The sequence below is a fragment of the Pseudomonas sp. NFACC25 genome, assembly GCF_900100935.1.
Taxonomy (GTDB): Bacteria; Pseudomonadota; Gammaproteobacteria; order Pseudomonadales; family Pseudomonadaceae; genus Aquipseudomonas; species Aquipseudomonas marginalis.
Map to the genome: position 1 here is coordinate 130,555 of NZ_FMUC01000008.1, position 14,508 is coordinate 145,062.

Here is a 14,508-nt window from a genome sequence, read left to right on the forward strand (position 1 = left end):
TCAACTGGTGGTAAAGAACCGCGCATTATAGGGGTCATGCCCATCGGTTCCTAGCACTGTGCATCGGGTGCCATGCTATAGTTCGCGCCCTCTTTTATATCCCCCATGTGTTCCTCACCCACCATGACCAAACGTGAAGCTCCAATCTATAAGGTGATTTTCCTCAACCAGGGCCAGGTGTTCGAAATGTACGCCAAGCAGATCTATCAAAGTGATCTGTGGGGTTTCCTGGAAGTGGAAGAGTTCGTCTTTGGCGAGCGCACACAGCTGGTCGTCGACCCGGGCGAGGAAAAACTCAAGGCTCAGTTCGAAGGCGTGGTGCGCAGTTTTGTGCCGATGCATTCGATCGTGCGCATCGACGAAGTCGAGCGCCTGGGCACGCCGAAAATCAGCGAAGCCCGGGGCATGAGCAATGTCATGCCGTTTCCGATGCCGATGCCTGAGAAATAGGCTGGGTGTCAGGGCAGGGGTGAGAAGGGCGAGCGCCCATCGGCACTCTGCAGCTCCAGCAGGTAGTTGCGGAAAATCTGCCCCAGGACCTGGGTGGCCACTTCCAATTCATCGCGTTGCATGTGCTCGGCGACTTCGTCGGCGGTGTCCAGCGCGTCTTCGGCGCCGTTGACCGCGGCCATTTTCAGCACGATATAGGCCTGGACGTTATTGGCCGGCACGCCTTCGCCTTTGAAGAACATGGTGCCCAACTGGAATTGTGCCTGGGCGTGGCCCTGCAGCGAGGCTTTCTCGAAGTAGCTCAAGGCTTTGTTGAGGTCACGGGCCGGGTTCTTGCTGTCGTGGTAGTACTCGCCCAACTCGTATTGCGCCTGCGCATCCCCGCCGTCGGCCTGTTTCTGACACGCGCTCAGGGCTTCGGCCTGGCTGTCCGGCTGGGTATTGAGGGTGCAACGACCCATCGCTGGGATTAACAACGAGTTGCCGCCTGCCTGGGCATGTGCCAGCAGCGGCTGAAGGAGCAACAGGCAGCCCAGTACCAGGGTGCGGCCGGTGCGTTTCATGGGAATCGACTTACCTCTGACGGGGCGCGCGGATCCTCGGGGGATCCAATAAGCGCGCATTATGAAATAAGCAGGCCTCTGCTTACAAAGTCTTTACTCGTTTTTCTGCTGCTTAGGCAAGTTATCTGCCGGATTGCAGGTAAATTCTCGGAAAAATAAGGAAATCCCTGTAGGCAAAGTAGCAAATCTGACGCCGCCCACAGCGACGTCAGGTTTTTGCTCCGGCTTATTTCAGTGCGGCGAAGGCGCGCTCGGCGGCATCCAGAGTCAGTTTCAGCTCGGCGTCGCCATGGGCGATCGAGGTGAAGCCGGCTTCGAAGGCGCTCGGCGCCAGGTACACGCCGCCCTCCAGCATCAGGTGGAAGAAGCGCTTGAACAGGTCGGCATCGCTGCCCATCACATCATCAAAGGTGACGATGTCATCGGCGCCGCTGAAGTACAGGCCAAACATGCCGCCCGCTTGCGTGGTCACGAACGGGATACCGGCGGCATCGGCGCGCTGTTGCAGGCCGTCCAGCAGGCGGGTGGTGTAGTCGGTCAGCTCGGCGTGGAAGCCCGGGCGGCTGATCAGGCGCAGGGTGGTCAGGCCGGCCGCCATGGCCAGCGGGTTACCCGAGAGTGTGCCGGCCTGGTACACCGGGCCCAGCGGCGCGATGTGCTGCATGATCTCGCGCTTGCCGCCGAAGCAGCCCACGGGCATGCCGCCACCGATGATCTTGCCGAACGTGCTCAGGTCCGGCGTGACGCCGTAGTGCGCCTGGGCGCCGCCGAGGGCAACGCGGAAGCCGGTCATCACTTCGTCGAAAATCAGCACCACGCCGTGCTTGTCGCACTGTTCGCGCAGGCCTTCCAGAAAGCCCGGGGCGGGCGGCACGCAGTTCATGTTGCCGGCCACCGGCTCGACGATGATGCACGCCACGTCCTGGCCGACTTCGCTGAGCATCTGCTCGACGGCACCGATGTCGTTGAACGGCAGGGTCAGGGTGTGTTTGGCGAACGCTGCCGGTACGCCGGCCGAGCTGGGTACGCCTTGGGTCAGCGCGCCGGAACCGGCTTTGACCAGCAGGCTGTCGGAATGGCCGTGGTAGCAGCCTTCGAACTTGATGATGCTGTCGCGGCCGGTGAAACCACGGGCCAGGCGAATCGCACTCATGGTGGCTTCGGTGCCGGAGCTGACCATGCGCACCATCTCCATCGACGGCACGATGCTGCAGACCAGATCGGCCATCTCGGTTTCCATGGCGGTCGGCGCGCCGTAGGACAGGCCGTGCTCCAGTTGCCTGCGCACGGCGTCCAGCACGTCGGGGTGGCTGTGGCCGAGGATCATCGGGCCCCAGGAGCCGACGTAATCCACGTAGCGCTTGTCATCTTCGTCGGTGACGTAGGCGCCTTCGGCATGCTTGAAGAACAACGGCGTGCCGCCCACGCTTTTGAACGCACGCACGGGGGAGTTCACACCGCCGGGGATGTGTTTCTGGGCATCGGCAAACAGGGTTTCGGAACGAGACATGGTGAGGGCTCTCTGAATTCAGGATTTGATTAATGCGTTGAAGGCGCGGGCGCGGCGCGTGACTTCCTGGGTACTGTCGGCACCGAACAGGCCGTGGACCACGGCCAGCAGGTCGGCACCCTGGGCCACCAACGGTCCGGCGTTTTCCAGGGTGATGCCGCCGATCACGCAGATCGGCACATGCAGGCGCTTGCGGGCCTCGGCGAGCATTTCAACGGTGGCGGCCGGAGCACCCGGCTTGGTGTTGGAATTGAAGAAGCGGCCGAAGGCGACATAACTGGCGCCTTCCTTCGCCGCCTGTTCGGCCAGTTCGATCTGGCCGTGGCAGGTGGCGCCGATGATCGCCTTGGAGCCGAGCAGCGCACGGGCCGGCGTCAGTGGGCCGTCGGTCTGGCCCAGATGCACGCCGACGCCCAGGCGGGCGGCCAGGTCGAAGTCATCATTGATAATAAGCTGGGTCTTGTAGCGCGAGCACAGCTCCCGCAGTTTTTCCGCTTCGCGCAGGCGCCGGGCTTCGTCGCTGCTTTTGTCGCGGTACTGCAGCAGGGTCACGCCACCGTCCAATGCCGCTTCGACGTAGGCGAGGAACTTGCCGGCCAACAGTTGGCTGTCGGTAATGGCGTAAAGGCCACGTAGTTTCATCGGGCAGGCCTCTTGCTGTTAAGAGCAGATAGTTACGAGCAGAAATCCAGCGGCAGCCGGCGCGGTACGAACTGGCCCTGGCCGAGTTGTTCGGCATCACGCAGGGTGCGCCAAGTGTAGTTAAGTGCCGACTGCACCGCACTCACCAGCCCTTCGCCTTGGGCGATCCGTCCGGCCAGGGCGCTGGCCAGGGTGCAGCCCGAACCGTGATAGCTGCCGGGCAGGCGCTGGCAGGTAAAGGTCTGGCGCGTGCCATCACGGCTGTAGAGACGGTTGTGCACTTCGTGCTCATCGCCATGGCCGCCGGTGATCAACAGGTGCTTGATGAACGGCAACAGCTTCGCGGCGCATTCGTCGGCGGTGCCCTCGGGCAGTTCGGCGAGGATGCGGGCTTCAGGCAGGTTCGGCGTGGCGATCAGCGACAACGGCAGCAGCCGCTCGCGCATGGCGTAGCCGACTTCGTCCTTGCCCAGGCTGCCACCGCCGCCGGCGCGCAGCACCGGGTCGCACACCACCGGCAGGTGCGGGTGTGCCTGCAGCAGTTCGACCACGGTGTCGACCATCGCGGTGGAGCCGAGCATGCCCAGCTTGACCGCCGCCACGTCGGAGTCACCGAGGACGGCATTGGCCTGGGCCATTACCCACTCACGGTCCAGTACGCGGAAATCGCTGACATTGACGGTGTTCTGCACGGTCAGGGCAGTGACGGCCGGGGCCGCATGGCAGCCTTGGGCGAGGAGGGCTTCGATATCTGCCTGCAAGCCGGCGCCACCACTGGGATCATGGCCGGAGAGACAGAGGACAACGGGGCGAGAGCTGTAGATATTCATGGTGCGCGAGCTTACCACCAAACGCTTTTGGCGGGGCCTTCGGGCGATGGTTGAATGTTGTCGCGCGAACGCCGCTTTTTTGGCGTGTGCTCGGCTGTGAAAACGCTCTGAAAGCCTTGTTCTAGAGCCTTTCAAAAAATTATTTCAATGGTGTCCAATGGCCTTTGGCGGCTATGCTAAAGTGGATTCAAACAACTTAACTGTACCGCCGGTGTACGTCTTCTCAAAAGGAATGGGGGGCTTTTGACATAACCGGACAGGCCACGCTGGGGCTCGCATGCGCTATTTGCTGATCTTATTGTTGTGCGGGCTACCGATGCTCGCCAGCGCCATCGAGTTCAACCAGGACACCCGAAGCCTGCCGCTGGGCCGAGCCATGCAAGTGCTCGAAGACCCCACCGATGCCCTCACCATCGCCGAAGTAAGTTCTCCCGCCTACGCTGCTCAATTCAAGCACCATGACAAAGCCACCCTCAACGCCGGCTATTCGCGCTCGGTGTTCTGGCTCAAGGTCGACCTGCATTACGTGGCCAGGGACCCCCGTGCCCCCCGCACCTGGTTCCTGGAGTTGGCTTACCCGCCGCTGAATCATCTGGACCTGTACCAGAACGATGGCACCGGCAACTATCGGCTGGCCGGCCGTACCGGCAGTGCGCTGCCTTTTTCCAGCCGTGAGGTCAGCCAGAGCAACTACCTGTTCAAGCTCAATTTCGTGCCCGACCAGCAGCAAACGCTCTACCTGCGCCTGCAAAGCGAGGGCTCGATCCAGGCGCCGTTGACGCTCTGGGCCGGCACCGCTTACCTGGAGCAACAACCGCTGCGCCTGTCGGTGCTGGGGGTGATCTATGGCGTATTGCTGGGGATGCTGGTCTACAACCTGTTCATCTACCTGAGCGTGCGCGACACCAGCTACCTGTACTACATCCTCTACATCGCCTCGTTTGGCCTGTACCAACTGTCGGTCAATGGCGTGGCGGTGCAGTACTTCTGGCCGAACAACCCGTGGTGGGCGAATGCGGCGGTGCCGTTGCTGATCGGTTCGGCGGCGCTGTTCGGCAGCCTGTTCGCCCGCAGCTTCCTGCATACCGCGCAGCACAGCCGCTGGCTCAACCGGCTCTTGCTGGCACTGGCGGTGTGCGGCGGCGCAGTGATGGCGCTGGCGCTGCTGACCAGCTATGCCCTGGCCTTGCGCCTGGCGACCGGCCTGGCGCTGGTATTCACCGTGACCATCTTCGTCGCCGCCATCAAGGCCTGGTACTGCGGCCAGCGGGTGGCGCGGTATTTCATCATCGCCTGGTCGGCGTTCCTGCTGGGTGGCGTGGTGAACACGCTGATGGTGCTGGGCTACTTGCCCAATGTGTTCCTCACCATGTACGCCAGCCAGATCGGCTCGGCAATTGAAGTGGCGCTGTTATCCCTGGCCCTCGCCGACCGTATCAATGCCATGCGTGAGCAGCAGGCACAGATCCTGTTCGATGCCAGCCAGAAGCTCGAAGTGCTCAACCAGCAACTGGCCCGAAGCAACCGTCTCAAGGATGAATTCCTCGCGACGCTGACCCACGAACTGCGCACGCCCATGAACGGTGTGATCGGCTCCCTTGAGCTGATGCAAACGGTGCCGCTGGACGACGACCTGGCGCAGTACCAGCAAACGGCCGCCGGTTCGGCACGGGACATGATGCGCATGGTCAACGGCATCCTCACCCTCACCGAATTGCAGGCCGGGCGCCTGAGTGCCCAGCCTCGGGTGTTCAGCCTGCGCGGCGTGCTCGACACCTTGCGCCAGCAATTCAACACCAGCGCCCAAGGCAAAGGCCTGGCATTTTCCATCGATGTGGCCGATGAGCTGCCGGACCGTGTGGTGGGCGACGCCGACAAACTGCTCCAGTGCCTGGATTGCCTGTTGGACAATGCGTTCAAGTTCACCCGCGAAGGCTCCGTGCGCCTGCGGGTGGTGGGTGTGCCTCACAGTGATGGCGACGTGCGCCTGAGCTTCATTGTGACCGACACCGGTATTGGCTTCGCCTTCCTTGACGAGGCGACCTTGTACCAGCGCTTTTTCCAACTCGATGGCTCCATGACCCGCGAATACGGCGGCCTGGGCATCGGCCTGGCCATCTGCCGGCAATTGATCGAGCTGTTGGGCGGGCGCCTTACCCATCATTCCGAGCCGCACAAGGGCAGCCGCTTCCAGCTGGACGTGAACGTCAGCCCGGTGCCGATCGAGGTAAAACCGGTGCCCGGCCGGCAACGCGCGCCCCAGGATTGCGCGGTATTGCTGGTGGATGACAACAGCGTCGGCCAGTTGGCGGTGCGCGGCATGTTGCTCAAGCTGGGTTACCGGGTGAAAACCGTGGACAGTGGCCCGGCGGCGTTGGCGGCCTTGCAGGGGCAAAGCTTCGACGCGGTCTTGCTGGATGTGCCCGAAGGCGGCTTCTCGTTGTGTTGTCAGATCCGTGCACTGCCGGGCTGCGGTGAATTGCCGGTGATCGCCTTGAGTACGTCGCTGCACACGTCCGAGCGCGAGCGCAGCCATGGCATCGGCATCACCGATCGCCTGGCTAAGCCGGTGCGCTTCGAGGCGCTGCAGGCGGTACTGGAGCGCCACCTGTTGAGCGCGCTCGAGGGCGAAAGCGCCGGGCATTCGGCGGGTATGCCACTTTTTTAACCTGGATGACGGTGCTTAACTGAAAAAACCGGCCTCAATCGATCTGCGCCTTTATGGGTAGGTGCGCATTCGACAGGGCCTTTTTCCAGGAGGCCTGTCATGAACCTGCATCAGTTCGCCGAAACCCACGACGTCACCAACCAGCCGCCCTCCCTGGACGGCACCAACCTGTACCGCATCGACGCGCCCCTGCAAGACTGGTCGCGACGCTTTGGCGCCGGCTGGGCGCAGGCGCGCATCGATGCGTACGGGGCGTTGGCCGGCGGGCCGCTGATGGCGGCCGGGTTCCTGGCCAACCAGAACAAACCGGTGTTCAGCAGCCATGACCGGTATGGGCATCGCATCGACCTGGTGGAGTTTCACCCGGCCTACCACGAGCTGATGGGCACCGCGGTCGAGCATGGCCTGCCGTCGCTGCCGTGGGCCCATCCACAGTCCGGTGCCCATGTGGCGCGTGCGGCCATGACCTACCTGCACAGCCAGGCTGAGGCCGGCACCGGCTGCCCACTGACCATGACCTTCGCTTGCGTCCCGGCCCTGCGCTTGCAACCGGACCTGGCGCAGACCTGGCTGCCGAAAATCCTCAGCACCCACTATGACCCGCGCAATGTCGGCATTGCCCACAAGGCCGGTGCAACCATCGGCATGGCCATGACCGAGAAGCAGGGTGGCACCGACGTGCGTGCCAACACCACCCGCGCCTATCCGGTGGGCGCCGGCGGGCCCGGGCAAGCCTATGAACTGGTCGGTCACAAGTGGTTCTGCTCCGCGCCGATGTGCGATGCCTTCCTGACCCTGGCCCAGACCGACAAAGGCCTGACCTGTTTCCTGCTGCCCCGGCACCGCCCGGATGACACCCGCAACGAGTTCTATATCCAGCGCCTGAAAAACAAATTGGGCAACTGCTCCAATGCGTCCAGTGAAGTGGAGTTTCGTGGGGCCCTGGCCTGGATGATCGGTGAAGAGGGGCGTGGCGTGCCCACCATTATCGAGATGGTTGCCATGACCCGCTTCGATTGCATGGTGGGTTCCAGTGCCTTGATGCGCCAGGCGCTGACCCAGGCCAGCCATCACTGTGCTCATCGCCGGGTCGGTGGCCGTGTGCTCAGGGAGCAGCCGCTGATGCAAAACGTGCTGGCCGACCTCGCTCTGGAAAGCGAAGCCTCGCTGGCCTTGAGCATGCGCATGGGCTGCGCCCTGGACAATCTGGGCGATGAGCGGGAAGCCAAGTTCGCTCGGCTGGTGACGGCGGTGGGCAAGTATTGGATCTGCAAGCGCGCCCCGGCGATGATCAACGAAGCCGCCGAATGCATGGGCGGCGCGGGCTACGTGGAGGACAGCATCCTGCCGCGCCTGTACCGTGAAGCGCCGGTGAATTCGACATGGGAAGGTTCCGGCAATGTGCAATGCCTGGACGTGCTGCGCGCACTGTCCAAGGAGCCCGGCGTGCTGGAAGCGCTGTTTGTCGAACTCGGTGACGGGCATGGCGATAAGCAGTTGGCACGGCATATCGAACACCTGAAGTCGGCGTTCATGGACACCCAGGACATCCAGTACCGCGCACGGCAGTTGACCGAGGATATTGCCGTGGCGCTACAGGCCAAGTTGCTGCTGGAGGCCGGTCATGCGGCGGTCAGCGATGGTTTTATCGCCAGCCGTTTGGGCCAGTCGTCTGGCCGCGTCTACGGCACCTTGCCGCGTGGCGTCGATGTCGGGGCCATCGTCGCGCGCTCAAGTCCCAATGTCTCTGAATAAACACGGTCCACATGTGGGAGGGGGCTTGCAGCCATCTTGAGAGGCACTCCAATTCAAGGTTTGCGTCTGACAGGGATACAGGCAAGATAAAGGCCTGCAAGTCAGAACACAGGATGCTTACCGTGACCGAAGCTTTTGTTGTCGTTCAAACCGCCGAAGAGGCCGTGGATCGGCTGGCGGCCCTGCATGAGCGGGCTACCGGCGCGCTCAATCAAGCCCTCAAGCAATACCTCAAGGACCGCGTCGAACCCGACGCCGAACAACGCGCGCTGTTTCGCTACCCGGAACTGCGACTGACTTACCACTGCCACGGCGAAGTCCCACAGACTACCCGGGCGTATGCCAAGGTCCAGTTACCCGGGACCTACAGCGTAACCGTCACGCATCCGGCGGCGTTCCGTAAGTATTTGCTGGAACAACTGGTGCCGCTGATGCACGACTTCACCGTGACCGTGGAAGTGGGCGTCAGCCAGCAGAACATTCCTTATCCGTACGTAGTGGAGCAGGGTGACGAACTGGCCGGCTCCGGTGTGACCGCCGCGACCTTGGCGCGCGTGTTCCCCAGCACCGACCTGTCGGCCGCCACCGATGGCATCGCCGATGGCCTCTACGACTGGGAAAACACCGACCCGCTGCCCCTGGCGCTGTTCGATGCGGCCCGCGTGGACTTTTCCCTGCGTCGGCTGGTGCATTACACCGGCAGCGACTGGCGCCATGTGCAGCCGTGGATCCTGCTGACCAACTACCACCGCTATGTCGACCAGTTCATCCTGCATGGCCTGGAACAACTGCGCAGCGACCCGCGTTTTATCCGCATGGTGCTGCCGGGCAACGTCATCATCGATAAGAGCATGGACCACGGCGAAGCCTCGGCGATTGCCGCCGGCGTAGTGTGGCACCGCTACCAGATGCCGGCCTATCACCTGCAGGCCAGCGATGGCCACGGCGTGACTCTGGTGAACATCGGTGTCGGCCCGTCCAACGCCAAGAACATCACCGACCACCTGGCGGTGCTGCGTCCGCATTGCTGGCTGATGATTGGCCACTGTGGCGGCCTGCGCCAATCCCAGACCATCGGCGACTACGTACTGGCCCACGCCTATATGCGCCGCGATGGGATTCTCGACCGGGTGGTACCGCCGAACATCCCGATCCCGGCCCTGGCCGAAGTGCAGATGGCCTTGCAGCAGGCGGCGGCGAATGTCACCGGTGAGAAAGGCGAAGAGCTGAAAAAACGCCTGCGCACCGGCACCGTGCTGACCTACGACGACCGCAACTGGGAACTGCGCTGGGCCCAGGAGCGGCCGTTGATCAACCTGTCCCGCGCCGTGGCGGTGGACATGGAAAGCGGCACCATCGCCGCCCAGGGCTACCGCTTGCGCGTACCCTACGGCACCTTGCTGTGTGTGTCGGACAAGCCGCTGCACAGCGAGATCAAGCTGCCGGGTTCGGCCAACGCGTTCTACGAACGTGCGGTCAGCCAGCACTTGAAGATCGGCATCGAGGCGGTGGACCTGTTGCGCACCGAACTCAACTCGTTGCACTCGCGCAAACTGCGCAGCTTCGACGAGCCGCCGTTCCGCTAAGCGGTTGGGATGGTCATTTAGCGGTCAGGCCACTAGCATTGTCGGTCCTGACCGTTAGATGTTCCTTTGCCATGTCCCGTCCCACCCGTCCCGATTCGCGCCGCCCTGGCGTGAAACCTCCGTATTCTGCCGCGCGCCGTGTCGCCAAGGCGCCGCCGGCCGAGCCGAAGTTGGTGCTGTTCAATAAACCTTTCGATGTGCTGACCCAGTTCAGCGACGAAGGCGGGCGCGCGACGCTCAAGGACTTTATCGACATCCCCGGCATCTACCCGGCAGGTCGCCTGGACCGTGACAGCGAAGGTCTGTTGTTGCTGACCAACGACGGCCAGTTGCAGGCGCGTATTGCCGACCCCAAGCACAAGCTGGCGAAAACCTACTGGGTGCAGGTGGAAGGCGAACCCACCGAAGCATTGCTGCAACGCCTGCGTGACGGGGTGGAACTCAACGACGGCAAAACCTTGCCCGCCGAGGCCCGGCGTCTGGATGAACCGGCGTTATGGCCGCGCAACCCGCCGGTGCGCTTTCGCAAAAACCTACCGACGTACTGGCTTGAACTGGTGATTCGAGAGGGGCGTAACCGCCAGGTTCGGCGCATGACCGCCGCCGTGGGCCTGCCGACCTTGCGCCTGGTGCGTGTGCGTATCGGCGATTGGACAATCGACGGCCTGGATCAAGGCCAATGGAAGGAAGTGCCGGCGCGTTTATAAAGCGCCGGACTCGATGAGGCCGATCACCACGCTCTTGATGATGAACGCGGCCACGCCCAGGCCCAGCACGAAAAACAGGATGAACGAACCAAAGCGCCCGGCCTTGGATTTCTTTGCCAGGTCCCAGACGATAAAGCCCATGAAAATGATCAGGATAGTGACCAGGCCGGTCATCATCCATTCTTCGAACAGGGCGGGGTCGATGTTGTTCATGGGCTCTTCCAACGGGGCAGGCGGCAAGTATACGGCAGCGTTACAGGCGCAACATTGACCTGCGTCGGTGCGTCGCACGCAGACTTCACTGCTGGAACACAGGCCAAATGTGGGAGGGGGCTTGCCCCCGATAGCGGTGTGTCAGGCTGTGTATCTGGTGACTGATACTCCATCGGGGGCAAGCCCCCTCCCACATTCGATCTTCATTGTTCAGGAGATCAGGTGCGCAGGTGGGTCAGCGGCAGCTCGGTGCTGTTGAGCACCTGGTTGAGCACAAAGCTCGAGCGCACGCTGGTCACGCCTTCGATCCGGGTGAGGTGGCCCAGCAGCAGTTTCTGATAGTGGTCCATGTCCGGCACCACCACTTTCAACTGATAGTCCGCATCCATCCCCGTCACCAAGCTGCATTCCAGCACCTGGGGCAGGGTGCGGATGGCTGCTTCGAAGTTCTCGAAACGTTCGGGGGTGTGGCGGTCCATGCCGATCAGCACATAGGCCGTGAGGCTCAGGCCGAGCATCTTGCGGTCGAGCAGGGCGACCTGGCGTGCGATGTAGCCGTCGTCCTCCAACTGCTTGACCCGGCGCGAGCAGGGCGAAGGCGACAGGCCGATACGCTCGGCCAACTCCTGGTTGGAGATCCTCGCGTCGCGCTGCAATTCCGCCAAAATACTCAGGTCGTATCGGTCAAGCTTGCTCATTGGGTTGGCCTTTGTCGTAACTATTGCGGTGAATTATCCATGAAGGGTTAAAAATTGCGCAAGCACTGTTTATTGACGCAATCTTCGCAATCATCTGCCCGGCGCTGGCCTGTATCGTTATCAACAGAATCACCGCCTGGACAACAGTCCACAGCAGCTCGCCCAATCAGGCTGGCTGCGGCCGCCACCCCAGCAGGGTCGAGCCGGCCTCCAGGCTGCACACTGTCCACAAGACGGCGTGAGGTGAGCCAACGTCAAAAGCGTTGAGCATGGACGAAGTTCTCAAGGGGTGGCCGACGGGTCACCCCTTTTCTTTTGCCTTAAGAAAATTGTTCCTGTGACTGATAACCTGTCTCAGAACCGGGCGGGGCTTTTCCAGTCTCATCTATGAGGCCGGACCTTCCAGGCCCTTATCCGCAGTGAGGAATAGCATGAAGCGCATCTGGCATATGGCAGGTGTAGGTTTGCTGATGGTCACCGTCGGCACGCAAGTGATGGCCGACGAGCCGCGCCCTGAGGGTGGCGGCCAGCATGAAAGAGGACCGGAGGGTAACGAACAGCCGCGCCCGCAGAATAACCAGCCGCGTCCACAGAACAATCAACCCCGGCCGGAAAATAATCAGCCACGTCCACAGAACCCGCATTTTGATCGCGCCGAGCAACCGCCCCACGGTGGCGGGCAGTGGCAAGGTCGCCCGCAAGGTGCCGAACAGCCTCGGCCAGCCCCGCAGCCTGCGAACAACCTGCCGATCCAGAGTCGCCCCGATACCGTGCGCCAGACCCAGGAACCGCGTCAGGGTTACTACCGTGACATTCCTCGACGCAACGACGATAACCGCAATTGGGAGGCCGGCGGCCCAGGTTCGCGGCCGGGCTACAACGGGCATCCCAACGATAACCGCTGGCCAGGTCGCCCCGACGGCCATGGCAACGGCTGGGGCCCCGGCCCCCAGTATCGGCCTGGCTATGTCGTCGACCGCTTCCCCGACCGCAACTACCGGGTGCCGTACCGTGGCCAGGATTACTTCTTCTCCGGCGGCTACTGGTACCGCCCCCAAGGCCCGCGCTATGTGGTCGTGGCGCCGCCGTATGGCATCCGCGTGCATTACCTGCCGGACTATGCGCGCGAAGTGTGGGTAGGTGGCTCGCTGCTGTTCCTGGCCGCCGGCGCCTACTACGCCTACGAACAAAGCACCCAGCAATACGTGGTGGTGCAACCGCCGACGCAAGTGCCGGCGCCGCAGCCAGCACCGCAAGGCAATGGTTATGACGTGGTGGCGTATCCCGCCAACGGGCAGTCACCGGCGCAAGTGCAGCAGGACGGTTACGACTGTTATCGCTGGGCGGTGCAACAAAGCGGCTTCGACCCGCAGGCCGTCACCTACGCCCCTGACCCGGCGGTGGTGCAAACCTACCGCCAGGCCCAGGGCAACTGCCTGAGCAGTCGCGGGTATCAGGTGCAGTACTAGGCCTTGGCGCCCGTGACCACTTCCCGTGGGTCGGCGTGCACCAGCACTTCGGCGCGCGGGTAGGCTGCGTGAATGGCATCGGCGGCCTGGTCGCTGATGCCGTGGGCCACTGACAGCGTCAACTCCCCCGGCAGTTCCAGGTGCAACTGCACGAACCAATGGTTGCCGGAGATGCGCGTGCGCAGGTCATGGGCACCCAACACCCCCGGTACGCCTCGCGCCAGTTCCAGCATGTGCTGGCTGACGTCCGGCGGCAGTTCCTCGTCCATCAACACCGCAAAGCTTTCCCTGGCGATCTGGATCGCGCTCCACAAAATGTAGGCAGCGATGCCCAGGCCGAACCAGGCGTCGACCTGATGAAAGCCCATGCCCGCCAGCACCAGCGCCACCAGGATGCTGCCGTTGAGCAGCAGGTCCGAGCGGTAGTGCAACGAGTCTGCCCGCACGGCATTGGAGCCGGTTTCGCGCACAACCCGGTGTTGCAGCATCAGCAGCGCCACGGTCAGTGCCAGGGAAAACACGATCACCCCAATGCTCAGCCACGGCGCGCCGACCGGTTCCGGATGCTGCAGGCGCTCGTAGGCCTGCAAAGCGATCAACACCGCACTGCCACCAATGAACAACGCCTGGGCCATGCCCGCCAGTGACTCCGCCTTGCCATGGCCGTAACGGTGATCGTCATCGGCCGGGCGCAGGGCGTAATGCACGGCCAGCAGGTTCAGCAGCGAGGTCACGCCATCGAGCAGTGAGTCGGTCAACCCGGCGAGCATGCTCACCGAGCCGCTGAGCCACCAGGCGATGGCCTTTGTAACGATCAGCGCACAGGCCACACCCACCGAGGCGCGGGTGGCCAGGCGCAACAGCCGGGCGTGTTCGGGACTGCTGGTCATAAACGATCCTTAGGCGGCGGGTTGCAGGCCCAGGAGCGCAAGTTGTTGCACGCTGCCCTTGAACTGGATCATGCGTGGGTCGTCCAGCGGCAGGGTGCGGCCGGTTTCCTTCTGGATGATGCTTTGCAGCTTGGCGTTGTCGACCTTGCCGTCGGCGCCGATGGCTTCGTGGAGTTTTTCCGGGTCAACCTGGGCAGTCTTGCCGGGTTCGAAATAGATCGCGCCCGTGGCGAAGTCGACGCCGAACGCGATCAGGCCAGGGATCACGTAGAACAACAGGCCCACGGCATCGAGCACGGCAATGGTCGGGTCGATCTTGCCATCGATCTGGCCACGGCGGTCGGGGTAGAAAATCGACCCGCAGGCGGTGAGTTGGCTCAGCAGGGTGACGGCGAGGACACCGCCGATGACACGGGAAGCGATACGCATGGAGACTCTCCTGAACACGGTTGATACGGGACTATATAGCACTGCCATTGAGACCAGCGTCGGCATCCGGCAGTTCGCCGTTATACTCGCCGCTCTGC

General features: G+C 62.8%; 14 protein-coding genes. 6 read left to right on the forward strand and 8 right to left on the reverse strand.

Annotated elements, in window-relative coordinates; all coding sequences use genetic code 11:
- The first annotated feature begins 123 nt into the window (after positions 1 to 123).
- Complete coding sequence (locus tag BLQ09_RS19075; RefSeq protein WP_003215457.1) at positions 124 to 450, forward strand: DUF1820 family protein; 327 nt, start codon at positions 124 to 126, stop codon at positions 448 to 450.
- An 8-nt stretch (positions 451 to 458) separates the two neighbouring features.
- Here the strand turns inward: BLQ09_RS19075 and BLQ09_RS19080 are convergent, their stop codons facing one another.
- The 4 genes from BLQ09_RS19080 to BLQ09_RS19095 form a co-directional block, all read right to left on the reverse strand.
- Entirely contained in the window at positions 459 to 1,013 is a 555-nt protein-coding gene (locus BLQ09_RS19080; protein ID WP_065924979.1) for a tetratricopeptide repeat protein, read from the reverse strand.
- Between the two features lie 226 nt (positions 1,014 to 1,239).
- The gene (gene hemL, locus BLQ09_RS19085; protein WP_027605259.1) at positions 1,240 to 2,523 is read right to left on the reverse strand and encodes a glutamate-1-semialdehyde 2,1-aminomutase; all 1,284 of its coding nucleotides are present in this window, start codon (positions 2,521 to 2,523) and stop codon (positions 1,240 to 1,242) included.
- 18 nt (positions 2,524 to 2,541) lie between these two features.
- Positions 2,542 to 3,165 (reverse strand): thiamine phosphate synthase, encoded by a 624-nt coding sequence (gene thiE / locus BLQ09_RS19090; RefSeq protein WP_027605260.1) that lies wholly within the window; start codon positions 3,163 to 3,165, stop codon positions 2,542 to 2,544.
- A gap of 32 nt (positions 3,166 to 3,197) precedes the next feature.
- The gene (locus BLQ09_RS19095; protein ID WP_027605261.1) at positions 3,198 to 3,995 is read right to left on the reverse strand and encodes a hydroxymethylpyrimidine/phosphomethylpyrimidine kinase; all 798 of its coding nucleotides are present in this window, start codon (positions 3,993 to 3,995) and stop codon (positions 3,198 to 3,200) included.
- A 277-nt stretch (positions 3,996 to 4,272) separates the two neighbouring features.
- On the opposite strand from BLQ09_RS19095, the gene BLQ09_RS19100 reads away from it, so the two are divergent.
- From BLQ09_RS19100 to BLQ09_RS19115, 4 genes are all read left to right on the forward strand, one after another.
- Entirely contained in the window at positions 4,273 to 6,663 is a 2,391-nt protein-coding gene (locus tag BLQ09_RS19100; RefSeq protein WP_092358230.1) for a hybrid sensor histidine kinase/response regulator, read from the forward strand.
- Between the two features lie 99 nt (positions 6,664 to 6,762).
- Positions 6,763 to 8,418 (forward strand): acyl-CoA dehydrogenase family protein, encoded by a 1,656-nt coding sequence (locus BLQ09_RS19105; RefSeq protein WP_092358232.1) that lies wholly within the window; start codon positions 6,763 to 6,765, stop codon positions 8,416 to 8,418.
- 113 nt (positions 8,419 to 8,531) lie between these two features.
- On the forward strand, positions 8,532 to 10,004 hold the full coding sequence (amn, locus tag BLQ09_RS19110) for an AMP nucleosidase (protein WP_024077553.1): 1,473 nt from the start codon (positions 8,532 to 8,534) through the stop codon (positions 10,002 to 10,004).
- A 71-nt stretch (positions 10,005 to 10,075) separates the two neighbouring features.
- Complete coding sequence (locus tag BLQ09_RS19115; protein WP_027605265.1) at positions 10,076 to 10,711, forward strand: pseudouridine synthase; 636 nt, start codon at positions 10,076 to 10,078, stop codon at positions 10,709 to 10,711.
- On the opposite strand, the gene BLQ09_RS19120 is transcribed toward BLQ09_RS19115, so the two are convergent.
- Both BLQ09_RS19120 and BLQ09_RS19125 read right to left on the reverse strand, forming a co-directional pair.
- Entirely contained in the window at positions 10,706 to 10,915 is a 210-nt protein-coding gene (locus BLQ09_RS19120) for a DUF2788 domain-containing protein (RefSeq protein WP_025999909.1), read from the reverse strand. The genes BLQ09_RS19115 and BLQ09_RS19120 overlap by 6 nt on opposite strands.
- Before the next feature lie 227 nt (positions 10,916 to 11,142).
- Positions 11,143 to 11,622 carry an Lrp/AsnC family transcriptional regulator gene (locus tag BLQ09_RS19125; protein ID WP_003194418.1) on the reverse strand — a complete coding sequence of 160 codons (480 nt, stop codon included), beginning with the start codon at positions 11,620 to 11,622 and terminating at the stop codon, positions 11,143 to 11,145.
- Positions 11,623 to 12,053: 431 nt separating this feature from the next.
- On the opposite strand from BLQ09_RS19125, the gene BLQ09_RS19130 reads away from it, so the two are divergent.
- On the forward strand, positions 12,054 to 13,091 hold the full coding sequence (locus BLQ09_RS19130; RefSeq protein WP_092358234.1) for a DUF6515 family protein: 1,038 nt from the start codon (positions 12,054 to 12,056) through the stop codon (positions 13,089 to 13,091).
- Here BLQ09_RS19130 and BLQ09_RS19135 read toward each other — a convergent pair.
- Together BLQ09_RS19135 and BLQ09_RS19140 are read right to left on the reverse strand one after the other, a co-directional pair.
- Positions 13,088 to 13,981 carry a cation diffusion facilitator family transporter gene (locus tag BLQ09_RS19135; protein WP_027605267.1) on the reverse strand — a complete coding sequence of 298 codons (894 nt, stop codon included), beginning with the start codon at positions 13,979 to 13,981 and terminating at the stop codon, positions 13,088 to 13,090. The two genes, BLQ09_RS19130 and BLQ09_RS19135, sit on opposite strands and share 4 nt — an antisense overlap.
- Positions 13,982 to 13,990: 9 nt before the next feature.
- A complete protein-coding gene (locus BLQ09_RS19140; protein ID WP_027605268.1) occupies positions 13,991 to 14,410 on the reverse strand; it encodes a hypothetical protein in 420 nt (139 codons plus the stop codon).
- Positions 14,411 to 14,508 lie beyond the last annotated feature (98 nt).

Bases quoted from the DNA above. Each gene is read 5' to 3' on its own strand.
- BLQ09_RS19105 (WP_092358232.1), top strand. From the start codon at position 6,763: ATGAACCTGCATCAGTTCGCCGAAACCCACGACGTCACCAACCAGCCG.
- BLQ09_RS19095 (WP_027605261.1), bottom strand. From the start codon at position 3,995: ATGAATATCTACAGCTCTCGCCCCGTTGTCCTCTGTCTCTCCGGCCAT.
- amn (WP_024077553.1), top strand. From the start codon at position 8,532: ATGCTTACCGTGACCGAAGCTTTTGTTGTCGTTCAAACCGCCGAAGAG.
- BLQ09_RS19115 (WP_027605265.1), top strand. From the start codon at position 10,076: ATGTCCCGTCCCACCCGTCCCGATTCGCGCCGCCCTGGCGTGAAACCT.
- BLQ09_RS19135 (WP_027605267.1), bottom strand. From the start codon at position 13,981: ATGACCAGCAGTCCCGAACACGCCCGGCTGTTGCGCCTGGCCACCCGC.
- BLQ09_RS19075 (WP_003215457.1), top strand. From the start codon at position 124: ATGACCAAACGTGAAGCTCCAATCTATAAGGTGATTTTCCTCAACCAG.
- BLQ09_RS19130 (WP_092358234.1), top strand. From the start codon at position 12,054: ATGAAGCGCATCTGGCATATGGCAGGTGTAGGTTTGCTGATGGTCACC.
- thiE (WP_027605260.1), bottom strand. From the start codon at position 3,165: ATGAAACTACGTGGCCTTTACGCCATTACCGACAGCCAACTGTTGGCC.
- BLQ09_RS19140 (WP_027605268.1), bottom strand. From the start codon at position 14,410: ATGCGTATCGCTTCCCGTGTCATCGGCGGTGTCCTCGCCGTCACCCTG.
- hemL (WP_027605259.1), bottom strand. From the start codon at position 2,523: ATGTCTCGTTCCGAAACCCTGTTTGCCGATGCCCAGAAACACATCCCC.
- BLQ09_RS19100 (WP_092358230.1), top strand. From the start codon at position 4,273: ATGCGCTATTTGCTGATCTTATTGTTGTGCGGGCTACCGATGCTCGCC.
- BLQ09_RS19080 (WP_065924979.1), bottom strand. From the start codon at position 1,013: ATGAAACGCACCGGCCGCACCCTGGTACTGGGCTGCCTGTTGCTCCTT.
- BLQ09_RS19125 (WP_003194418.1), bottom strand. From the start codon at position 11,622: ATGAGCAAGCTTGACCGATACGACCTGAGTATTTTGGCGGAATTGCAG.